The sequence below is a fragment of the Luteibacter sp. UNCMF366Tsu5.1 genome, assembly GCF_900119235.1.
GTDB classification, from domain to species: domain Bacteria; phylum Pseudomonadota; class Gammaproteobacteria; order Xanthomonadales; family Rhodanobacteraceae; genus Luteibacter; species Luteibacter flocculans.
The window spans coordinates 492611-516588 of record NZ_FPIS01000001.1 but is presented as its reverse complement, the minus strand read 5'-3'; the positions used below and the strand labels follow the sequence as shown (position 1 = coordinate 516588).

At 63.7% G+C, this 23978-nt stretch carries 20 protein-coding genes; 8 read left to right on the top strand and 12 right to left on the bottom strand.

Annotation, left to right across the window (positions count from 1 at the left end; translation table 11 throughout):
• The first annotated feature begins 11 nt into the window (after positions 1-11).
• Positions 12-761, top strand: a complete 750-nt coding sequence (locus tag BT115_RS02205) for a glucose 1-dehydrogenase (protein ID WP_072320910.1) — start codon at positions 12-14, stop codon at positions 759-761.
• Positions 762-810: 49 nt separating this feature from the next.
• Here the strand turns inward: BT115_RS02205 and BT115_RS02200 are convergent, their stop codons facing one another.
• Positions 811-1455, bottom strand: coding sequence for a TetR/AcrR family transcriptional regulator (locus BT115_RS02200; RefSeq protein WP_072320909.1), 645 nt, complete (start codon positions 1453-1455; stop codon positions 811-813).
• Between the two features lie 245 nt (positions 1456-1700).
• Between BT115_RS02200 and BT115_RS02195 the strand changes: the two genes are divergently transcribed.
• The 3 genes from BT115_RS02195 to BT115_RS02185 all read left to right on the top strand — a co-directional run bounded on the left by BT115_RS02195 (position 1701) and on the right by BT115_RS02185 (position 5264).
• Complete coding sequence (locus BT115_RS02195) at positions 1701-3050, top strand: MFS transporter (RefSeq protein WP_255369378.1); 1350 nt, start codon at positions 1701-1703, stop codon at positions 3048-3050.
• On the top strand, positions 2989-4380 hold the full coding sequence (locus BT115_RS02190) for a retropepsin-like aspartic protease family protein (RefSeq protein WP_143144436.1): 1392 nt from the start codon (positions 2989-2991) through the stop codon (positions 4378-4380). Before BT115_RS02195 ends, BT115_RS02190 begins: the two co-directional genes overlap by 62 nt.
• 242 nt (positions 4381-4622) lie before the next feature.
• Complete coding sequence (locus tag BT115_RS02185) at positions 4623-5264, top strand: DsbA family oxidoreductase (protein ID WP_072320906.1); 642 nt, start codon at positions 4623-4625, stop codon at positions 5262-5264.
• 15 nt (positions 5265-5279) lie between these two features.
• On the opposite strand, the gene BT115_RS02180 is transcribed toward BT115_RS02185, so the two are convergent.
• The 3 genes from BT115_RS02180 to BT115_RS02170 form a co-directional block, all read right to left on the bottom strand.
• Positions 5280-6749 carry a S41 family peptidase gene (locus tag BT115_RS02180; RefSeq protein WP_072320905.1) on the bottom strand — a complete coding sequence of 490 codons (1470 nt, stop codon included), beginning with the start codon at positions 6747-6749 and terminating at the stop codon, positions 5280-5282.
• A 47-nt stretch (positions 6750-6796) separates the two neighbouring features.
• Positions 6797-7942, bottom strand: a complete 1146-nt coding sequence (locus BT115_RS02175; RefSeq protein ID WP_072320904.1) for a helix-turn-helix domain-containing protein — start codon at positions 7940-7942, stop codon at positions 6797-6799.
• A 174-nt stretch (positions 7943-8116) separates the two neighbouring features.
• A complete protein-coding gene (locus tag BT115_RS02170; protein ID WP_072320903.1) occupies positions 8117-9181 on the bottom strand; it encodes an aldo/keto reductase in 1065 nt (354 codons plus the stop codon).
• A gap of 106 nt (positions 9182-9287) precedes the next feature.
• Here BT115_RS02170 and BT115_RS02165 point away from each other — a divergent pair, with 106 nt between their 5' ends.
• Together BT115_RS02165 and BT115_RS02160 are read left to right on the top strand one after the other, a co-directional pair.
• The gene (locus BT115_RS02165; protein WP_072320902.1) at positions 9288-10196 is read left to right on the top strand and encodes a LysR family transcriptional regulator; all 909 of its coding nucleotides are present in this window, start codon (positions 9288-9290) and stop codon (positions 10194-10196) included.
• Between the two features lie 152 nt (positions 10197-10348).
• The gene (locus tag BT115_RS02160; protein WP_072320901.1) at positions 10349-10804 is read left to right on the top strand and encodes a hypothetical protein; all 456 of its coding nucleotides are present in this window, start codon (positions 10349-10351) and stop codon (positions 10802-10804) included.
• A gap of 79 nt (positions 10805-10883) precedes the next feature.
• Here the strand turns inward: BT115_RS02160 and hemN are convergent, their stop codons facing one another.
• From hemN to BT115_RS02130, 6 genes are all read right to left on the bottom strand, one after another.
• On the bottom strand, positions 10884-12275 hold the full coding sequence (gene hemN, locus BT115_RS02155) for an oxygen-independent coproporphyrinogen III oxidase (protein WP_072320900.1): 1392 nt from the start codon (positions 12273-12275) through the stop codon (positions 10884-10886).
• Between the two features lie 86 nt (positions 12276-12361).
• Entirely contained in the window at positions 12362-14089 is a 1728-nt protein-coding gene (gene cydC, locus BT115_RS02150) for a thiol reductant ABC exporter subunit CydC (RefSeq protein WP_072320899.1), read from the bottom strand.
• Entirely contained in the window at positions 14086-15831 is a 1746-nt protein-coding gene (cydD, locus tag BT115_RS02145; protein ID WP_072320898.1) for a thiol reductant ABC exporter subunit CydD, read from the bottom strand. Before cydD ends, cydC begins: the two co-directional genes overlap by 4 nt.
• Positions 15818-16033, bottom strand: coding sequence for a hypothetical protein (locus BT115_RS02140; protein ID WP_072320897.1), 216 nt, complete (start codon positions 16031-16033; stop codon positions 15818-15820). The genes cydD and BT115_RS02140 overlap by 14 nt, the downstream gene beginning before the upstream one ends.
• 14 nt (positions 16034-16047) lie before the next feature.
• Complete coding sequence (gene cydB / locus BT115_RS02135; RefSeq protein ID WP_072320896.1) at positions 16048-17181, bottom strand: cytochrome d ubiquinol oxidase subunit II; 1134 nt, start codon at positions 17179-17181, stop codon at positions 16048-16050.
• A 2-nt stretch (positions 17182-17183) separates the two neighbouring features.
• A complete protein-coding gene (locus BT115_RS02130) occupies positions 17184-18755 on the bottom strand; it encodes a cytochrome ubiquinol oxidase subunit I (protein WP_072320895.1) in 1572 nt (523 codons plus the stop codon).
• 296 nt (positions 18756-19051) lie between these two features.
• Here BT115_RS02130 and BT115_RS02125 point away from each other — a divergent pair, with 296 nt between their 5' ends.
• The gene (locus tag BT115_RS02125; protein WP_072320894.1) at positions 19052-19675 is read left to right on the top strand and encodes an OmpW/AlkL family protein; all 624 of its coding nucleotides are present in this window, start codon (positions 19052-19054) and stop codon (positions 19673-19675) included.
• Positions 19676-19870: 195 nt separating this feature from the next.
• Positions 19871-20899 (top strand): alpha/beta hydrolase, encoded by a 1029-nt coding sequence (locus BT115_RS02120; RefSeq protein WP_072320893.1) that lies wholly within the window; start codon positions 19871-19873, stop codon positions 20897-20899.
• 1052 nt (positions 20900-21951) lie between these two features.
• Here the strand turns inward: BT115_RS02120 and BT115_RS02115 are convergent.
• Both BT115_RS02115 and BT115_RS02110 read right to left on the bottom strand, forming a co-directional pair.
• The gene (locus BT115_RS02115; RefSeq protein ID WP_072320892.1) at positions 21952-22269 is read right to left on the bottom strand and encodes a hypothetical protein; all 318 of its coding nucleotides are present in this window, start codon (positions 22267-22269) and stop codon (positions 21952-21954) included.
• 1 nt (position 22270) lies between these two features.
• On the bottom strand, positions 22271-23941 hold the full coding sequence (locus BT115_RS02110) for a methyl-accepting chemotaxis protein (protein ID WP_072320891.1): 1671 nt from the start codon (positions 23939-23941) through the stop codon (positions 22271-22273).
• Positions 23942-23978 lie beyond the last annotated feature (37 nt).

Genomic DNA, 23978 nt, shown 5'->3' with positions numbered 1-23978 from the left:
AAAGGGCACTTATGAACAAGCGTTTCGAAGGCAAGATCGTGGCCATTACCGGCGGCAGCGAAGGCATCGGCCTCGCCACGGCCAAGGCGTTCATTGCGGAAGGCGCGCGCGTGTACGTCACCGGGCGCCGGCAGGACCGATTGGACGCAGCGGTGGCGGAACTCGGCGAGGCCGCCGTGGGCATCCAGGGCGACGTGGCGAACCTGGGCGACCTGGACCGCCTCTACGACCGCATCCGCCAGGACCACGGCAAGCTGGACGTGCTTTTCGCTAATGCCGGTACGGCGGACTCCGATTCCCTCCCGTTGAACGACATCACCGAACAGGACTTCGAGCGAATCTTCGGCGTGAACGTCCGCGGCCTGCTTTTCAGCGTTCAGAAGGCGCTGCCGCTGCTCGGTGCAGGTAGTGCCGTGGTCCTTAACGGGTCCGTCGCCGGCAGCAAGGGTTTTCCGGGGCAGTCGCTCTACAACGCCACCAAGGCGGCGGTGCGCTCGTTCGCTCGCAGTTGGACCGCCGACCTGAAAGAGCGCGGCATCCGCGTGAACGTCGTCGCACCCGGCGGCACGGAAACACAGCTGATGCGCGGCTACCTCGATACGCGCCCGGGCGCCGAGGAAATGTTCAATCAGCTCATTCCGCTCGGTCGCATGGGCCGCACGGAAGAAGTCGCCGACGCGGTGCTCTTCCTTGCGTCGAGCCAGAGCAGCTACATCGCGGGTGCCGAGCTCGTCGTCGACGGCGGCCTCGTCGCGGTCTGAGCCTGTCGCGGCCAGCGGCGGCCGCGTGGCGCGGGAAACCGGCGATCCATCATGCCTTTCCCGCGCGCGCGGCTCCGCGTTGCGAGCGCGCCGCCGCATCCCAGGCCAGCATGACGTGAGAGATACCGGCTTCGACGGTGCTCAGGCGAACACCGTCTCGGGCGAGCACCGACAACCCCATCAGGAAGGCGTCGAAGACGGCAGCCAGCCCTTGGGCCTCGATGCTGGCGTCGAGATCGCCACGGTCGATACCGCGTTGTACACAGGCAATGAATCCCTTGCGGGTGCGCGAGCGCGAGCGCGTCAGCCCGATACTGACCGACGCATGCGCATCGGAAGGTGCGCTCATGACGCCCAGCCCGACCATGCAGCCTTTCGGATGGCCGCGCTCGTATTGCATGCGGGCGGACTGACGCAAGGCGGTTTCGATGGCGTCTCTTGGCGCCATGTCGGTGTCCCACAGACACTCGGTCACCTGCGCGTACGTTTCCAGGTAGCGCTGCACGCACTCCTGAAACAGCGCTTCCTTGGAACCGAATGCCGCATAGAAGCTCGGGGCAGAAATCCCGCCACCCATCGCTGCCTTGAGCTGGCTCAACGACGTGGCTTCGAAGCCGTTCTGCCAGAACAGCTGCAAGGCCTCATCGATTGCCTTGTCGCGGTCGAACGTTCGTGGGCGGCCCATGACGGCCATAACGGCATCCTCAGGCGAAAACTTGCTTTAGATACTAATCGATATACAAGTTGTTGACTACGCACGGCCAGACTATTTAATGTATCGCTCGATACATAAGTACCCATGAGCGCGAAGCGGACATGGGCCTCCCCGTCGTCCTGCCCCGGAAAGCGCCTCATGTCCTCGTCTGCCCGCTCCGTGGCCACCAGCACCCCATGCCTGAACACTCGACACACGATGCGCAACGTTGGCTGGCTTTGGCGGTGCTGCTGACGGGAACGCTGCTGCCGCCGCTGGATTTCTTCATCGTCAACGTGGCGTTGCCGGCAATTCGCACGGACCTCAAAGCCTCTTCGGATGTCGCTCAACTGGTGGTCTCGGTCTATGCGACCGCGTACGCCGTGACGCTTATTCTGGGCGGCCGGCTCGGCGATCTATATGGGCGCAAGCGCGCCTTCGTGGGTGGCATGCTCGGTTTCGCCGCCGCCTCCGCATGGTGCGGCTGGACGCCCTCGCCCGCCGTGTTGGTTGTCGGGCGATTGCTCCAGGGTGTTTCTGCTGCCGTCATGGCGCCGCAGTCTCTGGCGTCCATCCACGCTCTCTTCCCCGCTGCGGAGAAAAACCGCGCGCTGAGTCTGTACGGCGCCACGTTTGGTCTGGCGTCGGTGGGCGGGCAATTGCTGGGTGGTGTTCTGGTGTCGGCCAATGTCCTTGGCCTGGGCTGGCGCAGCGTGTTCCTGATCAATCTGCCTATCATCGTGTTGGCCGTGCCGGCAGCGTTGATCCTGCTTCGCGAAAGCCGAGGCGAACGATCCGCCAAACTCGATGTACCGGGCGCGTTGCTGCTGGCGACTGGGCTGCTGGCCCTGGTGATCCCCCTCATCGAGGGACGAGAGCAGCATTGGCCGTGGTGGTGTGTGGCGTTGCTGATGATGAGCGCGCCGCTGCTCGTGTTGTTCTGGCGCTTCGAGAGGCGACAGGAACAGCGGGGCAATACACCGCTGGTGTATCCCTCGCTGTTGAGAGCTCCCGGGCTGCAGCGAAGCCTGACAGCAACGTTTTTCTTTTACTGGCTCGCCCCGTTCTTTCTGATTTTCGCCGTCTACGAGCAGATTGGCTTGGGGCACGACGCGCTGGCTACCGGTTTCGCCATCCTGCCGCTGGGTGTGGGTTTCCTGCTGGGGCCACTTTGCAGCCCGCGACTGGCCATGCGCGTGGGCACACGCACGGCCGCGCTCGGCATGCTGTGTGAGGTACTGGGCGCGCTTATCGCGTGCATCCTTGCACTGACGCACGCGCCCGCGTGGCTTCCCGCACCGCTCTTCCTGATCGGACTAGGGCAAGGTATCGCCCTGCCGGCCCTGGTCCGCTTGAACGTGGATCAGGTCGATCCACGCTGGGCCGGCCTCGCCGCCGGCTTGGTCAGCGCCACGCTGCAGATCAGCGCCGCCGTGTCGACTGCACTGGTCGGTGGTCTGTTCTTCACGCTGGCGCCCGACGGGAGTGGTGCAAGGCTCGCCCAGTCGGGTTTCGCCCTTGCCACGTTGGTGATTGGCGCAGCGCTGGCCCTTGCCGCGGCACTCAGTTGGCGACAAGCACAAAGTCACGCCTGACCCGCGGCTGTTTCCCTCCCCAGAAGGTTCCCCACTCTTGAAGACACGTTCTCTCCAGCATGTGCTTGTCATGCTCGCTTGTGCAGGCATGCCATGCGCCATGGCAAGCCAGACCGATACCGTGACGCGGACCGAGACGGCATTCGACGCGTGGCGCATGGATGAAGTGAGCGCACTCCTACCAACGCTTCCGGATACGGCAGAAGGTGATTACGTGCGGGGTCTCGTCGCTAACCGCATGAACGACGTCGAAGCGTCGAAGCGCTTTCTTAGCCGTGCGCTTCCCGCATTGGAGCGACAGCATTCGCCGCGAGCGGTCAATGCCTTGTTGACCCTTTCCGACGATTACCAGAAGACCTCGTCGTATGCGGATCAGTCTGCGGTGCTACGCGAAGCAGCGAAGCATCATGCGAAAGACATAGGGCCCGATGCCATGCGGGGTGTGGAGGATGTCATTGCCCTTTCGAGCGCCCTCAGCGGTTCACCGCCCCAAACCGTAAGTTTTTCGGGGGCATCGCGCCTGCCCATCCGGCGCAATCCTCTCGGCACGCTGGATGTCGACGCGGTGGCGAATGGCATCGGCGGATCGTGGATGTTGGACTCCGGTGCCAATTACTCGGTCGTCAGCGAGAGTTTTGCCAAACGCCTGGGACTCTCGGTCAAGGGAACAGCCGGTGGCATCGGCTCCAGCACCGGGGCATCGGTCCAGAGCAAGGTCGCGATCGTCAAGGAAATTCATCTGGGTAGTGCCACACTCCACAACGTCGCTGTGCTGGTGGTCGCCGACGACCAGTTGCATATCAAACTGCCGAACAAGGAACACCAGATCACGGCAGCATTCGGTTTCCCCGTCTTCCAGGCACTCGGCCGAATCCGTTTTCATGGGGATACCGCCATCTCGATCGGGCCCGCGCCCATCCCTCTCGACGGTGGCGTCCCCATCTACATGGACGGTCTGACGCCGGTTGTCTTGGGTTTCACTGTGGGAGAGAGAGTGCCCCTCGTACTGGACACGGGTGCCAGCTCCACCAGCCTGTCCTCGGCATATTGGATGAAGGTCAAGGATGGCGCGAACAGCTGGCCACGGTCGCAGCAGCCTTCGGCAGGCCTGGGCGGCGCGCAGCGTTTCGACGTGGTCACCCAACCCGAGTGGAAACTCATCCTCGGCACGGACGAAACGACGCTCAAGAACGTGCGTATCGAAACGGTGAGCCGATCAGGCCCAGGCGGGCCGCCCATGTTCGGCACGGTCGGTCAGGACGCCTGGGCGAATGCGGCGGGGTTCACTGTGGATTTCCAATCCATGCGCTTCCGCATCGATCGGAATTGAGTCGATATCGACACCGGCCAGAAAGCTCGGAATCTCGCTAAAGTCGTTGCGACTCGGTCACATGTGTGTGCCTTCTTGTCTGGTCCTGGTGAGAACCCTACGATCGCTGTACGGCAAGGCCAAGCTCGGTATGACGCGCTCGCGAGACAACCTGACCAGGTTCCTGGTCTACTTGATCGATGACGCCAGCTTCATTCGAGCCGCTCCAGGCATTGCAGATCACTAAGTAAGGAACGTCGTCCATGCTTCAGATCGACCTCTATACGGACATCTCCTGTCCGTGGTGTTTCGTCGGCATCCATCGGCTCGATAAGGTGCTGCATGAGCACTTCAGCGGTGTTCCCGTGAATATCCGCCATCATCCGGTCCTGTTGGTGCCGGATGCACCCGCTGCGGGGGTCTACATCCCTGACCTGCTTCGTGCGCGCTATGGTGTGACCGATCCCAAGACAGCCTTTGCGCGCCCCGAGGGCGAGGCACGTGCCTCCGGTTTCGAACTCGATCTCAGCCGACAACTGTGGATGTTCCCAACCCAGCCGGCTCACGCACTCATCCACGCTGCGGGTGAGCGCGGAACCCAGCACTCACTCGCTGTCGCGATTACCGACACCTATTTCCTCGATGCGCGCAACACCGGAGATGCCGATGTTCTCGCGGACGTCGCGGTTCACCACGGCTTCGATCGGGAGGAAGCCCGTGCCATCGCGCTCGACCCGGCGGCGCATAGGAAGGTCGAAGCGGAAGTTGCCCGGGCATCGGCTGCGGGCATCCGTTCTGTACCTCACTTCGACTTTGGAGGTGGTGTCGCGATCACAGGGGGTCGAAGCGAGGTCGAGTTGGCAGCGGCCATTCGCGAGGCCATGCATCGAGTCGGCGAAGACTGACGCACACCAGCTGCGCTAATGCTGCGCTTCGCCCAAGGCCACCTCCATCGCCCTGTCGCGTTGCGCAGCGATATCGTCGATCGTGACCGGCACGGGTACGTCGGGTTCAAGGCCTGCGTCGGGCTGGGGTTCAAGCGGAAACTGGCCTACCAGCGGTACGTCCAGCTCGACCCCCGAATGCGGCAGCGTCAGAAAGAAGAACGCCCCGCCGTTGATGCCGCGTAGATTGCCGCCCGTGGTCTGACCGACCAGCGTAGCCAGACGAGAGTGGCGTACTCGCACGGCAAATTCGAACGTGGCCGAACTGTTGGTGGGCCCCACGAGCACCTTTACCTCGCCACCAAAAAACGGAGCGCGAGGCGTCTCGGCTGTCTCGGTATCGTTCGTGGCGGCGCGCCGATAGAACCGCGCGTCGAACGGCTGCGCGCGATCGCCCCAATCGAAAAACGCGTTGTCCCACGTGTCGAGATAGGGCCGAAGGGCCTGAGGCACACTGCGATAGCGCAGAAGGTCTCGATAGCCGGGAAAGCTGCGCGGGTCGCGCGTCAGGTGCGCGAGAATGTCGTCGCCCACATCTGAACCGCCACCATTGTCGCGAAGGTCGATCACCAAAAGACGGACGTGCCGGTCATTGAGCGAGCGGAATATCTCGTCCAGCCAGGCGTGCCAATCGCGTTTGCTCTTGTACATCACCCAACTCGGCATCGTCAGCACGGCTTTGCCCTCATCGAGGAAACGAACCGTCCACGCGGGATCGTCCGCTGCCTGTGTGGGCAGCGATGCCGCGCGCTGCGCGTCGGTGGCCGCTGCAAGCTGGACCGTAGCGACAGTCGCTTCACCAGGCCTCCGTATCCGCAGGCGGAACTGCCCGTCGCGGACGGGAAACACCAACGGGTAGAGCACGTCGAACGCCTCGTAGCGGTCACGTCCCAGAACGTTGAGCAGGTCGACGCGCTTGGCGTCGTTATGACCATCGGCAGACACGAGGGGCAAAAGGGCCTGCAGAACGCGTGCGCTGGATTGACCGTCGATCGTGAGCACCTCGGTTCCCCTGGGCAGACTCTCTAACGCCGATGCGGTCACGATCATCCTCCGGTCCACCCAACGGAACTGAAAAGGAACCCGGTTGGCCCCGGAGAACAACACTTCCGTCGTGGCCTTTGGCTGGTTCCAGTAATTGGGATAGGTATGGCCGCATCGAATGCTCGCCGCCAGTCGCGCGAAGGCGACGTAAGCGGTTGGAAGCGACGGATCAGCCGCCAGTTCGCGCCTTAGCTGCGCGAAGCGCTCGCGCATCTGGGCGGGCGTGTTGTATCGGTAAAGGCCCGGGTGCAGCGCCTCGTAGGTCTGTTCCAGCAGCCTGGCGTCAGCTTGTAAGCCCGCAATGTCCAGAGCGGGCGAAGTAGCCCTGACGGGAGCCCAACCGACCAACGACACCATGGCGAGAACGAAGGTCAGGGCGCGACGTAGAACAGGCGATGCCATGGCGGTTCCTCAGCAAGAGATGCCACAACATCGCCTCGACGGCGCATTCAGATCGTCTCAATTTCACCGTTCGCGGCGTATTTTTCGCCTTTGAGTCGTGCTCGGGCGTCCTCCCTCCATGTGGACGGCGTCGTGCCAAGGCATTGGCGGAACACTCGGTTGAACGTGGCCTTCGAGCCAAATCCCACGTCGAGAGCGATGGCCAGGACCGACCCGCCCTCTTCCAGCGCACGGCAGGCCGCGGCGACCCGAAGCCGATTCACGACCATGGTGAAGCTCTCGCCAAGCCCGTCGTTGAAAGCGCGCGAGAGGTAGGCCGTGTTGGTGCCCAGGCGACGTGCCAGCGTGGAGAGCGTCAGATCGGGCTCGCGGAACCATCCGGCAGCCTCCATCTGCTCAGCCCACTGGCGCCCGCGCGCGCGCCAATCGTCGGGCGGCGAGGATGTCCGCGGCCGCTGCTCGCGCCGGCTTTCAGTGACTCGCTTCCCCGTTCGACCGTGGGTCTGCCGCCAGCCCGCGATGCCCAAGGCGTAGGCCAATCCGGCAAACGCCAGATAGAGCCCGAAGGCATCGAAGTAGCTCAGCGGCCGGATCCAGAGATGCCACAGTCCGAAGCCCACGCCGCATGCGATCACTACGCCGATCAGTACGAGGATGGCCCTCACCCAACGCAACGCATCGGCGCGATCAGGTTCCTGGGCGACGGCCGTGCCATCTCGCCCCACCGCCACTCCCCAAGCCGGCAGCCAGTATGCGGTGACAGACAGGCACACCGCCGCCCAAAGCAGAGGCGAAACAATCCGGGCATGCCCGCCCAGGTACCAGGCGAACTTGACGTCCGTTGGCTGCAGAAACATGACCGTGTAATACGCGCCCTGCATGGCAGCCGGAACGAGGTGCCAGCGCCATCCCTTCGGCGGACCGCCGATGACGATCTGATGCACATAGATCCACAGCAGCGGCCCCAGCGCGAGTTGCCACGAGAACGGAGCGAACGTCAGCCAGGGCCATGCGTCGTAGCAGCCGGCATAGCCCAACGTATACGGCGTGATCGTCAGCACCACCACCACCAGCAACGCGGCCATGGCCCGGTTGGCGCCGCGACTCTCAGGCGCGCGCCACATCAGCACCGCCATGAGTAGTGCATGAAGGCTCGCCAGGCCCAACACCGTACTCCAAGCACCAACGTGCATGATGTCGCCTGCCTGTCATCGCCGCCCCGACCCAAGCGTAACGCTTTAGAGGATGGGGCGCGCCTCGACCCAGTGCCCGGTACGTGCGCCAGATAGGCAGGTACATCGTTATCGTTCACTGCTGCGGCCGCCGGTCATGGCGACCGCAGCGCGGAGGGGTCCTGGCTGTGCCGCTCAGCGAGTAACGGTCAACCGCGACTCCCCCAGCACCTGCGCCTGCACGAGCGGCAGGAAACGATGCGGGAACGGCGACGGGATGTCGCTTGCCTGATCGAGTCGGGCGATCTGCTCAGGCGACAGCGCTACCGACAGCGCGTCCAGGTTTTCCTCGAACTGGGCTGCGGTACGTGCACCGAGGATGGGAATCACGGACGGTGCGGACTTCGCAAGCAACCACGCCAGCGAAACCTGTGCCGGCGAGTGTCCCAGGTCGGATGCGATGGCCTTGACCACGTCCACGATGTCGAGATTGCGCTCGCTCAACGAGCCGACGCCAGCCGCCACGGCAGCACGACCACCGGTAAACATGTCGGCGCCCTTGTGCGCCTCGATGTCCGCACGCGTGTACTTGCCGGAAAGCACGCCATTCGCCAACGGCGACCACGCCACCACGCCCAGGCCCAGCTCATGGGCCATGGGAATCAGATCGTGCTCGACCGTGCGCTCCACCAGGCTGTGCTCGATCTGCAACGCAACGAAGGGCGACCAGCCACGCAGGTCCGCAAGCATCTGCATGCGCGACACCTGCCACGCAGGCGTATCGGAAATGCCTGCGTAGACGATCTTGCCCGAGCTGACCAGGTCGTCGAAGGCATGCATGATCTCTTCGACCGGGGTCGTGGCATCCCATACGTGCAGGTAATAGAGGTCGATGTAGTCGGTGCCGAGGCGCTTCAGGCTTTCTTCCACAGCGCGCACCATGTTGCGCCGATGGTTGCCGCCTGCATTGATGTTGGAGGGATCCACATTGAGCGAATACTTGGTCGCGACGACGACGCGGTCGCGGCGACCGCGGAGGAACTCGCCCAGCAGGCGCTCCGAAGTGCCGCCGGTGTAGAAGTTGGCGGTATCGATAAAGTTGCCCCCACGCTCCATGTAGATGTCGAGCATGCGCCGGGCGTCCTCTTCGGTGGCGCCCCAGCCCCAGTCCTTGCCGAAGGTCATCGTGCCTATGGATACGGGACTCACGCGCAAGCCCGAGCGGCCCAGGGTCACGTAGTCGTTGAGTTGCTTGCTCATGGCGTAGCTCCAGAAAGGGTTTCATGAATCTAGGAATCCCGGTCATCTGGATAAAGGTGATAAACGTGCATACGCTTTGAAGCTGAACTTCATAATGGCCTGACATATGTCGCCCGACCTTTTCCCCGCCATTGCCGCTTTTGCCTGCGTCGCCCGGCATGCCAGCTTTACGCGGGCAGCCGCGGAACTCGGGGTTTCCCCCTCGGCGCTGTCACAGACGGTGCGAACGCTGGAATCGCGCCTCGGGGCGCGGCTGCTGGACCGGTCCACACGGCGCGTGGGCCTTACGGAGGTCGGTCAGCGGTTCCTCGACGAAGCGCAGCCGGCGCTGAGCGGACTCACCGCGGCCATGGCCGCCGTCACGGAAACGCGCGATATGCCCTCCGGGCTGCTGCGCATCAACCTGCCTCGGGCCATTGCCGACATTCTGATCCTGCCTCACCTGGCCGACTTCCAGGCGCGGTACCCCGACGTCGTGGTCGAATTGCACTGCGACAACCGTTTCGTGGATCTGGTCGCGGCAGGCTTCGATGCCGGCTTCCGCATCGGCGAATCGTTGGGCAAGGACGTGGTGGCGCACCCGATCGGAAGCTCGCAACGTATCGCCACGTTCGTCGCACCCGCTTACGCGCGAGCCCATGGCATACCCGCCACGCCTACCGACCTGTTGCACCATCGCTGCGTGGGCATACGCCTGGAGCACGACCGCAGTCCCATGCGCTGGGACTACATGCTGGACGGCAGGCTCGTGGAAGTGGACACCCGTGGCTGCACGATCAGCAACGACGACAGCGTGCTCCTTGCTGCCGCACTCGCAGGCGTCGGCGTGTCATGCCATTTCGAAAGCATGGTGTCTCATCACCTGGCGTCCGGCGCACTGATTCCGGTATTGCAGGACTACTGGCCGACCTTCAGCCCCTTCCATGTGTATTACCCCAGTCGCATGCACATGCCGCGCAAGCTGCGGGTATTCATCGACTTCCTGCGTGAGAAGCACGCACCGCTCAGCCGCTGAGGGTCATCGCAACGAGCCGCCGCCCGTCTTCACGCCACCATGACGAAGCACAACATGCGACTGAATCGCTGCGCGTCGCGGACCTGTCCAAGCTATGTAACAGCCGTTTACGTCGATAGACTCGCTCGCACTCAAGCCACAGAGACCTACACATGAAGCAGTCTTTCGCTGTCTCCGCCCTCGCTCTCTCGTTGGTCGCACTACCCGCCTTCGCGCAATCCGATCGCGAAGTGGTGGAACAAATGGTCACGCGTTCCGCCAACGTCTGCCCAGGCCACAGCGCAGACCGCACCACGGCCACCGTTCGCGCAACGCCGGTTGGCGCACTTCGCGTCATGCTCGAGCGCGGTCTCGTCATGTGCCCCGATCGCCGCCTCGACGCCGATGCGCCGGCTGTCTTCTACGGGCGCGTCGGCGTGTTCGAATGGAACCCCGAAGTGAAGGGTAGCTCGGAGGCGATCGTTAAGAAAATCGACGCGATGACGCGCAAGGACGAATTCCCGCCGGACACCCTGGTGTGGAATGTCCAGGGCGAAGCGCTGAAGCAGCGCACGGTGCCAGCCTTCGAGCCCAAGCCTGGTGCGGCCGTGCTCTATCACGTGGAGTGAGGCGGTAATCGCTCCGGTCCCGTTGTGCTTTTGATTCGCTGCGTCGGCGCCGTATGGCGGGCGCAGCGAATCATTACCGTCAGATCAAGCGAGAACTGCTGAGGGCTGCCGGCGCATAGGCGTCGAAGCACATGGCGATGTTCCTCAGCAGCAGGCGTCCTTTGGCACAGACGTCGATGCGGTGCTCGGTCAGCGTCACCAGTCCATCGTCCGCAAGAGCTTGCATGTGCGTCAGCGCATCGCGGAAGTAACTGGCGAAATGGATGTGGTGGCGTTCCGCGAACGCGTCCATGTCCAGCGTGCCGTGGCACATCAGCTCACCAATGGCTTCGCGCCGCAGTTGATCGTCCGGGCTCAGGCGCAAGCCACGCGCCACCGGCAGTCGGCCTTCGTTGACCGTCGCCGCATACGTCACCAGATCCCGCTGGTTCTGACTGTAGGTATCGCCGATGCGGCTGATGGCGCTCGGGCCAAGGCCGATGATGTCGCAGTCGCCGCAGGTGGAATAACCCTGGAAATTGCGCTGCAAGCTCCCTGCCCTCTGCGCACGGACCAGGTCGTCGTCGGGTAGCGCAAAGTGATCCATGCCGACATAGACATACCCGGCCTCGGTCAGCCGGCGCAGGGCCATGCCAAACAGTTCCAGGCGCTCCGACGGTGATGGCAGCGCTTCGGCATCCAGACGCCGCTGCGCCTTGAACATCTTCGGCAGATGCGCGTAGCCGTAAACCGCGATGCGGTCAGGCTTGAGCTCGATCACCTTGTCCAAGGTACGACTGAAGCCGTCCATGGTCTGGCGAGGCAGCCCGTAGATGAGGTCCACGCTGATCGAGCGATACCCGGCGCGCTTTGCCGTGTCGATAACCACGCGCGTCTGTTCGACGGACTGTACGCGGTTCACCGCCTCCTGCACGGCCGGGTCGAAATCCTGGATGCCGATGGAGACGCGATTGAAGCCGAGCCTTGCGAGTCCGCGCACGTAGATCTCGTTGGCGTGGCGCGGATCGATCTCGATGCCCCATTCGCGCTGATCCACGGGTGCCGGCGTGAAATGCTGATGGATCGACGCGTTGAGCTGGCTCATCGCGTTGAGGCTCAGATAGTTCGGCGTGCCGCCACCGAGATGCAGTTGGCGCACGACGCGATCGGCGTCGACCAGCGCCCCCATCATCGCGATTTCATGGTCCAGCACGCGCAGGTAGTCGTCCGCTCGGCTGGTGTCGCGTGTGATCACGCGATTGCAGCCGCAGTAGAAGCACGGGCTCTCGCAGAACGGTACGTGGACGTAAAGCGAGAGTGGTGTCGGCACCAGGTCGTGGTTGGACGCTGTGATCGCTTCGCGTAGATCGGCTTCGCCGAACCGGTCGTGGAACTGGAGCGCGCTGGGGTAGCTCGTATAGCGCGGACCGTGGCCGTCGTAGCGGGCAATCAGGTCGGCGTCGAACTCGGGCATCGTGTGTGCGTTTTGCATGGGGATACTATCCCGTAGCTCCTTGCCTTCGTTCTTGATGCCGGTCAATTGGCATGCAAAAGATGTGGGAGCCGCCATGGCGGCTTCTATGGCGAGATGGCCGCGCCCGCGGGAAGCTTGGTGGGATCCGCTGCAGGGGCGTGGAGGTCATGACGCGCCACGATACGTCCGTGCTCCATCACGGCCACTTCGTCGACCAGTGCGGCGATGCCGCCCAGACGGTGAGTGATCAGCAAGACGCTGCGCCCGCGCGTTTCGTCGGCTAGCGCCTTGTACAACGCAGCCGCGGTGAGCGCGTCGAGGCCTTCGCTGGGCTCGTCCAGCACCAGCAGTGGCGCATCGACCAGAAGCGCCCGGGCGATCGCCAACCGTCGCATTTCGCCGCCCGAAAGGGTCACGCCGTTGGCGCCCACCCAGGTATCCAGGCCATGCGGAAGGTTGTGCAGGAACCCTTCCAGTTGCGCGACGGCGAGCACGCGCGCCAGTGCGGCGTCGTCTGCGTCAGGGGCGGCGATACGCAGGTTGTCGCGCAGGCTCGCGTCGAACAGATAAGGCGACTGTTCCACGATGGCGATGCGCGCTCGCACGTCGTCGGCGCACATGCGATCCAGATCCACGCCGCCCATCGTCACACTGCCCTGGTAGGGATAGAGCCGGCCCAGAAGATGCGCAAGCGTGCTCTTGCCGGCGCCCGATGGGCCGACCAGGGCGAGGCGCGTGCCGGCGGCGAGGTCCAGGTTGACCCCGCGCAATGCCCATTCGCCGTGCTCGGCATGGCGCATCCACACCTCGCGCAGGCGCAGATCGTTTTGCTTCGGCAGCGCCGCCGGCACCACGGGATCGGACACGGCCGGCGTACGATCGGCCAGCTCGAACACCCGCAATGCGGCCGCCTTGATCGCCGCCAGCCGCGACCACGCCAACGGCAACGGCAACAGCGGCTCGAACGCAGCGAGGGCGAGCATCGCCAGCATGGCGAGCCCCGGACCGTCGAGGGTACGTTGCTGCATGCCGAGCACGCCGATCAGCAAGGCGAGGCTCAAGGCGATGCCGCTGCACGCCGTCAATAGGGCATCGGCCCGCGCGAGACCGCGCTGCGCTCGCGCACGCGCGGCTTCACGCTGCGCGCTGAGTGTCTCCATCCGTGCGTCGAACGCGTCTTCCATCCCCCAGACCATCAACTCGGCGCGGCCCGCCAGCGCATCCGCCCAGGTGGCGCGCAGGTTTTCGGCATCGCGGTCGATCTGCGCCGCGTCGTCCGCATGACGAGCCTGCAGGCGCCACGGCAGCCATGCCCCCGCAAACAGCAGCACCGGCAGCAGAAGCAACGCAAACCAGCCGGACCAGAACAGGGACACGATCACCACGACGACGGTACTGCATGCCGCGACCGCGCTCGGCAGCAGAAGGCCCAGATACGCCTGTTCCAGCGTGTCGATGTCGGCCCGCAGGCGCGACAGCAACTGTGCGCCGCGCTGTTCCGCGAGTGCCGCCGGAGCGAGCGGTATCAAACGGCCGAAAAGCCAGCCGCGCAGTCGGGCGAGAATCGACAGCGTGGCATTGTGTCCAAAGAGCCGTTCCGCATAGCGGCCGCCCGTACGCAGGATCGCGAACAGGCGCACCAGCGCGGCTGGCGTGTAGTAATTGATCGCTGCTGCCCCCGCACCGACCAGCGCCATGCTGGCGATGAAGTGGCCGGATACCGCCATCAGGCCGATACCCGCCAAACTCGCGAGGAGACTCAAACCGAACGCCGCCAGCATGCGTCCGCGCTGCGGCTGTACCAGGTCGAACAGACGACGCTGCCAGTTCATGCGCGGAGATCCTCATTCAGCAGCGCCGAGAAAGCGGTGCCCGGTTGGCGCAACTGCGCCACCGTGCCCTGCTCCACGATCTTTCCATCGACCAGCACAGCCACCGTTTCCAGCGGCCCCAGATCCCGTACACGATGCGCTACCCGCAACACGGTGCGGCCACGCGCAAACTGATCCAGTTGCTGTTCGACTTGGGCGGCGGTGGCTGCATCCAGATGTTGGGTGGGTTCGTCCCAGAGCAGGACCGCTGCGTCGCGCAAGCACATGCGTGCGATCGCCAGCCGTTGCAGCTCGCCACCCGAGAGGCCCAGGCCGCGCTCGCCCAGCGGCGTGTCCAGCCCTTGCGGCAACTTCGCCACGACCTGGTCCAGCCCGGCCATGCGCAGTACGCGCGCCAGGCTCACCTCGTCCGCCTCGGGACGTGCGAGCAACAGGTTGTCGCGCAGGCTGCCATTGAACACGTGAGGCCGCTGCGGCAACCAGCCGACCTGCGTACGCCAGGCGTCCCAGTCGGGCGCCGTCAAGGTAAGACCATCGATCTCGATGCTGCCGCTTTCCAATGGAAGCAGGCCCATCACCGCGGCGAGCAGGCTGGATTTACCGCCACCGCTCGGGCCGACCAGCGTGAGACGGGTGCCTGCGGGCACCACCAGATCGATACCGCGCAACACGTCCGCGTGGTCGCCCTGGTTAGCGTGGACGTTGCGCAAAGTCACGCTCGGCGCCGACGTCTCGAAGGCAACGCACACCGGCCCGCTGACCGTTGGCGCGACCGGCACGGCCAGCACCTCGACCAGGCCTTCCGCTGCCGCCGCCGCTTCCATGCGGGCATGCCGCTGCGTGCCCATGGCCCGCAAAGGCAGGAAGAACTCGGGTGCCAGCAGCAGCGCGAACATGCCAGGCGCAAAAGCGAGGTGCCCGGACATGAGCCGAAAACCAACCACGACGGCCACGATCGCAATGCTGCACGTGGCAAAGAATTCCATCACCAGGGCGGACAGAAACGCGACCCGCAACACCGCCATGGTGTCCTGCCGATAAGCCTCGCCAGCGGCCAGCACGCGCTCATGCTCACGCTCGGCGGCGCGATAAAGACGCAGGGTGCTCAAGCCGGCCACCGCATCCATGAAACGCGCGCCCAGTCGGCGCAAGCGCAGCCAGCGCCGCGTACTCGCATCGGCAGCAGCGCGCCCGGCCAGAATCAGGAACACCGGCAACAGCGGTGCACACAACAGCAGGACCAGGGCCGACCACGGCTCGCGCAGGCCCACAGCCAGCAGCACTACCATCGGGATCAAGCCGGCCAGCGCGGCCTGCGGCAGATAGCCCGCGTAGTACGGCGCCAGGGTGTCCACCCCATCGACCAGCCGCGTCACCAGGTCGCCTGCCGACTGCCGTGCAGACCAGGCCGGCCCCAACTCGCGGAGTCGCTGCCGCAAGGCCCGCTGCACGTTCTGCGTCACCGCGCGGCCGGCGGCGTCGCTGCACATCCGCTGCCGATAGAGCAACACGGCGCGGAGTATGGCGATCGCGGCAATCGCCAGGATCGACCAGCGCAGGTCGGCCAAACCAACGTGCTCGAAGATAGCCAGCGCCAGTACCTGCGCTACCAGCCATGCCATCGCGCACAACAATAGGGACTGCGTCGCACCATACCCGATGGCGGCGCGCAGCAAGCCGCGGACTGGCTGCGCCTGTTGGCGCAGCCAGTCGTTGGCAACAGCATGCTCAGTGCTGGCCATGTTCCCGCTCGGTGGCCGACGCCATGGCGCGTTCGTCCTGCGCATCGAGCAAGGCACCGCCGGCCGCAGCGATGAGGACGATCATCACCGTGCCGATGAGCCAGGCGAAGTACCACGCACCGCGATCGCCGAGGATCACTGCCAGCACGATGGCCAACGTGGCAATCAACATGAAGATCGAGAACTGGATAAAGGTTTTCATTGCCAAGCCTCCCTTTAGTAGGCGTGTTCGTCAGTGGCAACCTGATCGGGATCGACCTTGCCACGCATCACATAGAAGGCCCAACTCGTGTACCACAGGATCAGAGGCACGAAGACCGCGGCGAAGCCAAGCATCCAGCCCAGGGTCACGCGGCTCGAGCTCGAGTTCCACACCGTGAGGCTCTGCTGAGGATCGCTGACCGAAGGCAGCAGGAACGGGAACAGCGCGCAACCCACCGTACCGATCACACCGATCCAGGCCGCCGCACCCATCCACCAGGCCAGCAGCGGACGGTTGCTGCTTGCGCTGAACAGGCTGCCCAGCATGCCGACGAAACCCAGGGCCGGCACCAACCACAGGATGTTGTGCGCGTGGAAGTTGTTCAACCATGCGCCATCCGCACGCGTCACCACCTGCTGCAGCGGGGTCTGCGCGACGCCTGCACCCGGGAACTGCGCGAGGACGTAGCCCTGCAGATGCGATACCCAAAGACCACCGACCGCGAAGAGCACGATCGCCAGCGTCCATGCCACACGCGTGACCGTACGGCTACGTTGCGCAATGGCACCGTGCGCGCCGCCCATCACCGTCACGCCACCCATGGCTGCCGACATGCACGCCGACAGTACGCCACAGAGGATCGCGAACGGGTTGAGCAAGGCAAGGAAACTGCCGGTGTAGAACGACGTCAGGGTCCAGTCGAAGTGGAACGGCACGCCCTGGAACAGGTTGCCGATCGCCGCGCCGAACACCACCATCGGCACGAAGCCGCTGACAAACAGCGCCCAGTCCCAGGCACTGCGCCACGTCGCCGACGGCATCTTGCTGCGGTATTCGAAACCGACCGGACGAATGATCATCGTCCACAGCAGCAACAGCATCACCACGTAGAAGCCGGAGAACGCGGTGGCGTAGATCAGCGGAAACGCCGCGAAGATCGCGCCGCCACCGAGGATGAACCACACCTGGTTACCGTCCCAGTGAGGGCCGATGACGTTCAATGCCACACGGCGTTCCAGGTCGGTACGCCCGATGTAGCGCAGGATCGCTCCCACGCCCATGTCCATGCCGACCATCACGGCCAGACCGATCAGCAGTATGCCGAGCAGCAGCCACCAGACCACTTGCAGGCTTGCGTAGATATCCATGATTAAGCCTCTACCAACGTCTTGTGGGAAACCGGCAGCGAGAGTTCGTCGTCGCCGCCGTCGCTGGGGCCAGTGCGGATCGCACGCACCATCAGGTACATCTCGATCACGATGAACACGGTATAGACCGCCACGAAGCCGATCAGCGAGAACACCATGTAGCCGACGCTATGCGTGGATGCGGACATCCAGGTCGGCAACAGGCCGTACACAGTCCAGGGCTGGCGCCCCAGTTCGGCCACCATCCAGCCCGCCTCGCAGGCAAGGAACGGTGCGGGGATCATCCACACGGCGAACTTCAGGAACCCACGCTGGTGCTGCACCGTGTTGCGCAGCGTGTAGAGCAGGCCGAGCACGAAGAAGGCCAGCATGCCCAGACCCAGCAGCACCATCACACGGAACGACCAGAACATGGTGGCCACGTGCGGGATCGAGTCCTTGGCCGCCTGGGCGATCTGTGCGTCGGTCGCCGTGTTCACGTCGTCGGCATAGCGCTTCACCAGGAAGCCATAGCCAAGATCCTTCTCGTGCGCCTTGAACTGATCCAGCGCGCTGGCATCGCCCGGGTTGGCCGAGAGCATCTTGAGTGAGGCAACCGCCGGAATACCGGCACGGATGCGGTCCTGCGCACGCTGCTCCAGCACGTCCACGCCCGGCACCGTGCCCGTCAGCGAATGCGTGACCAGGATCGACAGCACGTACGGCACCTTCACCTCACCGTAGTTGGTCTGCTTCTCCTGCGACGGGAACGCCATCAGGTTGAACGGCATGGGTGCGCTCTCGGTCTTCCACAGACCTTCCATCGCCGCCAGCTTGGTCGGCTGTGCTTCCGCACCGACAAAGCCCAGCGCGTCGCCCAGCGTGATCACCCCGGCCGTGGACAGCACACCGAACAGCACCGACATGCGGAACGAGCGACGGGCCAGTTCCATGTGACGGTTCTTCAGCATGTACCAGGCGCTGATGCCGGCCACGAAGACGGCCGCCGTGACATAGCCGGCGATCGACGTATGCACGAACTTGGCCTGCGCATCCGGGCTGAAGATCAACGCGGCGAAGTCGTTCAACTCCATGCGCATCGTGGTCGGGTTGAAGTGCGCACCGACCGGGTCCTGCATGAAGGCGTTGGCCACCAGGATCCACAGGGCCGACAGGTTCGAGCCCAGTGCCACCAGGTAGGTCACCGCCAGATGCTGGCCGGGCTTGAGCCGATGCCAGCCAAACACCATCAGGCCGACAAAGGTCGATTCAAGAAAGAACGCCATCAGGCCTTCGATGGCCAGTGGCGCGCCGAAAATATCTCCGACGAAACTTGAGTAGAAAGACCAGTTCGTGCCGAACTGGAACTCCATGGTGAGGCCGGTGGCCACACCAAGCGCAAAGTTGATGAGAAAGAGCTTGCCCCAGAACTGGGTGATTTGTTTGTAGATCACCTTACCGGTGACCACGTAGACAGTCTCCATCGCCGCCAGCATGAAGGTCATGCCCAGCGTAAGTGGTACGAACAGGAAGTGATAAAGCGCCGTGGCCGCGAATTGCAGCCGCGACAGGTCTACGACGGTGATGTCATGCATGGCGTGACGTCCCTAGGTGGAGTGGCACGCGCCGTCACGCGGCGCGCTTCGGTGCCTCGCCACCAGGCGGTGCACCGTGAGGGCAAGTTTCGTTGCTGCGATGCACCGCCTTTTTGACTTCGATCAACCCGCAGGCATATCGGCTGCGCAGGCCCGCCCATGGCGCTGCGGCAGGACGTCGCAGGCGTCCAAAACGTAGACCTGTAACTGATCTGGATCAATCCGGCGGCGTGCGTGATTTCGAGAATGAGCCTGCACTCCAAACAAAGCTCGCATTCCACACAAAGGACGTCACCATGAAATCCCTGCTTCCTTGGCTCGCACTCAGCGCCGCCGCCCTGACCACCCTGCCCGCCGTCGCTGCCGACACCGTGAATGGCAACGACCAGTGGGTGCTGCGTTTCGGCGCCGCCACGGTGCATCCGGATAGCGATACGGGTCACCTCGCCGGAATGAAGGCGAAGGTCGACAGCAGCACCCGTCCCAGCATCGACCTCGAATACCTGCTGACCCCGAACTGGGGCATCGACGTGCTCGGCGCGCTGCCGTTCCGCCACGAAGTGCGCCTGAACGGCACCAAGGCCGCCACCACCAAGCAGTTGCCGCCGACCGTCGGCATCAACTACCACTTCATGCCCAACGAGCAGGTCTCCCCGTTCGTCGGTGCAGGCATCAACTTCACCCACTTCTACGACAGCCGCGGCGAAGGCCTGCTTAAGGGCGCCCACGTGACCATCGACGACAGCTGGGGTGTGGCCGCACGCGCCGGTGTGGACTTCAAGCTCAACGACAGCTGGCTGATCACGGCCGACCTGCGCTGGATCCGCATCCGCTCGGATGTGAAGGTCGGCGGTACCAAGGTGGGCGAAGCGCGTATCGATCCGATCGTCTACGGGTTCAGCGTGGGCTACCGGTTCTAAGGACGCAGACGACGTCTGATCGATCCGGCCCACTGCCTGTCCTGGCGGCCCCTTCTCCCCGCGGGAGAGGGGGCCGCTGCATTTGGGCGTCTTGCACTCGCTTGATGGGTGTCAGTTTCCTGCCCGACAGGTGCCGGGGAAACGCCACGGCCTCGGCTTATCGTCCGGAAACCTCCTTCTGGACGGACGCAGACCATGAACCTTGCTCGATGGATCGGCATCGCCGCCATGCTCGTCTCCACCCTGGCCTCCGCCACGACAGGCAGCGAGCCATTGCAGAACGTGCAGCACCGCCCATGGCGACCCAATGCCCCCGGCGTCGAAGTACCCCTGTGGCCGAAGGACCTGGCGATCGCCCAACCGCCGTATCCGGCTCCTGAGGTCTTCGGAGCCGCCAACGGCACCATCGCAGGAAAACCGATCCAGATCGTGGAGCACGTCACGCGGCCCACGATGGCGATCTATCCCGCAAAGGGCGTAAACACGGGCGCCGCCTTGCTCGTGTTCCCAGGAGGCGGCTATCGCATACTCGCCATAGACCTTGAAGGGACGGAGATCTGCGACTGGGCGACGTCGAAAGGCATCACTTGCGCCGTGCTGAAGTACCGCGTCCCAGGCTCGGGACCGTATTGGAACGAGGAGTGCAACTGCCGCCGCGCTCCCAAGGAACCCATGGCGTTGCAGGATGCCCAGCGCGCGATGGGGCTCCTGCGCCAACGCGCCGCGGAGTTCCACTTCGATTCCCATAAGGTCGGCGTGGTCGGCTTCTCCGCGGGCGGCCGCATGGTCGCCGACATCAGCAATCACTCCGCACGCGCCTATAAGCCCATTGACGAAGCCGACCGCCTGCCCAGTCGGCCTGACTTCGCCATGGCGCTCTACCCCGGGCACTTGTGGAGCGGCAAAGGCGCGGCAATCCCCCTCACCAAAGAGGTCACCATCGATCCCCATGGCCCGCCCACGTTCATCGCCCAGGCCGGCAACGACGGCACGGACGACACCCGCGAGTCACTTACCTATTACCTCGCCTTGCAGCAGGCCAAGGTACCCGCAGAGCTACACCTCTATGCCGAGGGCGGCCATGCATTCGGCGTACGCGAGACCGATAAGCCGATCACCCACTGGACGACACTCGCCGAGGCGTGGATGTGTGGGCTTGGCGTGCTTCCCAGTGAGTCGGCCAGCTGTAAGGGCGGACTCTACGCAGGTCACCAGTCTTCTTAGCGTTGTTCGGTGCTTCTGCCGCGACGAGCGATCGCCCTACTTGCGCATTCGCAGCATCACAACCAAGCCCTTTACCGTGATGTCGTGGCCTTCATCACATCACCCTGTCCAATGGACTCGGCTTGTCTTGACCTTTTGAAGAAGATGGAACGTCCATGACTTTGAGCACGGCTTCGGCAACCGTCCAACCACGTACATCAAACTCAGCTCTCCAACCCCGAGCCTCGACCACAAGCAAAGCTTTCCTCCTGACCGCATTGCGTAATGTAGAAAGGGCGGCAAAATTGCGTGGTGTGAAAACACGTGCATCGCCGACGCAAGCGGAATCGAAGACCAGCCACGATCCGCTTACCCGAAAACGTTGCGTCAAATGGCTCCGTTGGCAAGGCGTGAAGAGTTCTCCGTCGGTGAATCCATAGACAGGCTCCGCCGGGTTGCGCGCCGTAGACCATGCCGCAAGACGCAGCTGACCACGGTTACGCGCGGCCAATGAAACGATTTGACCGACAGTCGTCCAACGCGACGATTCCGGATCATTGCCGTGATAGGTCGTGACTTGGTCGAGATGAGCGAAAGCATCGGCTCGTCAGATGCAATGACTGGGGAAGTTGCCAAGGTCAACATGGCGATCGGAAACACCCATCTTCTTATCATCGTCTGACTTTGCCACTTAACGTGGCTAAGAGTATCGCCCATCCACAGTTCAGCCGGTTTCTCTGAGCGGGTGTGTGCCTCCAACCGAATGCCCGAGAAGGACCGGACATTCAAAGCCAAGCTTTTAACGAGCAGAGTGGCACCGACCAGGTTTCCACCTCGCCTTGTCAAGGTAGCCGATCGCCTCCCGGCCGTGGCCTTGACGGTGGGAGCCAGCCTGCTGGCGATCCAGGTCTGGCGGAGTCGGATGGATGGCGCCCGGCTCGGTGGGCGCCGTCGTACCGGCCGGACAGGTTTCGAAGACGCGCTGCTTCTCTCGCCGCTGCGGCAGCTCCTACCTCCGTCTCGGTCGCTATTATCCCCATCGCCAGCAGGCTGGCTCCCACCGCAAACACCGCCTACACATGCGCCGGGGCCTGAGCGATCGTGGCTTCCACGATCGCCGCGGCCGCGGCGATCACGTGCTCGAAGGCATTACTCATGTGCTGCGCGGTTCCGCCATCGAGCACCTCTTCCAGAAATGCGATGGACGCCACGGCAAGCGACATCTGGCCCGTATCGCGCGCGTAGGTGAGCAGCATGGTGGCTCGGAATGTCATTTCCTCCATATCGCGAGCGGCGAATGCCTCGACGAGTGCCAGGGCCTCCTCGGCAATCATCGACGGGGAAATCGGCGCACCCGCGCAGGTAGAAGGCATAGCCGACGGGCGCGTCATGTCAGAACTCCTTCCACACGGCACCATCGCCTGCCGTCGCCATGGCGGGAGCGGACCGGAACGACGAAGCCATGGTCGGCACCGGTGCCTCTTGCCGCGTTACGGTCCGAGCAGGCTTGGCAACGACATCCTGTTCCTTGCCTTCCACCGAGAAGAAGGCCACCTTGCGCAGAAGCTCCTGCGACAGATCGGAAGCATTCTTGCTCGCCGCACTGGCCTCTTCGACCAAGGCAGCGTTCTGCTGTGTGACGTCGTCCAGCGTCACGACCGCATTGTTGACCTGTTCGATACCGGCCGCCTGCTCCTGCGACGCCGCAGCGATTTCGTCGACGATCGAGCTGACGGTACGCACGCCCTTTGCAATCTCCTCGAGCGCCGAGCCGGTACGTGCCACCAGCGACGCGCCCGCGTCGACGCGCTCGACCGTCGAATTCACTAGGCTCTTGATGTCCTTGGCCGCGGCGGCGCTGCGCTGAGCCAGGTTGCGGACCTCGGATGCCACGACGGCAAAGCCCCTGCCCTGGTCGCCGGCACGCGCTGCCTCTACGGCTGCGTTAAGGGCCAGCAGGTTCGTCTGGAAAGCGATTTCATCGATGAGCGTGACGATGGCACCGATCTGCTTGCTGGCCTGCGTGATCTGGCCCATGGCTTCGGCTGCCTCGGCCGAGACCTGACTGCCGGACTCGGCATCGCCACGCACGCGCATGGCGAGCTGACGAGCCTGTTCGGCGCCATCTGCGTTCTGCTTCACCGCAGCCGCCAATTGTTCCATCGACGCTGCGGTCTCTTCGAGCGAGCTCGCCTGCTCCTGAGTGCGCTGGGAGAGATCGTCATTGCCCTGAGCGATGTCACCGGCCGACGACGACACCTGCTGAGAGATGTAGCGAACGTCGGTCACGATGTCCGCCAGCCGCTTGTCCATCGTATCCAGAGCCCGGAGCGTGTCGGTGAACTCGTCGTTGCCCGTCACCTGCGTCGCATTGTTGAGGTGCCCACCTTCGATAGCCTGCGCCAGGGTGCGCGCCTTGTTCAACGGAACCAGAACCATGCGTGCAAGAAGGACAGCGACCGCCAGGAGTGAGATCACGCTGACCACGAGGGCGCCGATGGATAGATAACGCGTATCGGCGTAGCGTTCCTCCGCCTGTTTCGCAGCGTCATTGGCCTGCTCAGTGTTTACACGCACCAGTTCATCGGCATAGCTGGACAGTCGACCGATCGCAGGTCCGACCACATCGACCTGCATCCTCTGGATCTCTTCCGTCGGCCGCCCCTCTTCGAGCATGGCCAGTTCCTTGTCGATCAGCGGATAGGTCTTGGCGCGCTCGGCAATATAAGCCTCGGCAAGCTTGCGCTCCTCGTCCGAGCTGATATTCGCGGAATGAAAACGTGTCCATGCGGCAGACTCGTTGGCAAAATCGTCTTTCAGCCGTTTACCTGTTTCCTTGAGGTTGGGATCCAGAATACGACGCAATAGCGCGACACGCAGATCCACAACGGACTTCTGCGCCGTCGTGAGGTCCAATATCGCGAGAACGTTGGACTTATAAATCTCCTCGACGAGGGAGTAGGTCTTCTTGACGCCTACTACTCCGCTCACTCCGAGGAAACAAATCAATGCCAGGGCAACTGCCATGGCCGAAAAGATCTTTGCGCGTACTGTGAACCTCATACATTGTCCCCTTGGCAGCCGGGCACCCGCCCGCATC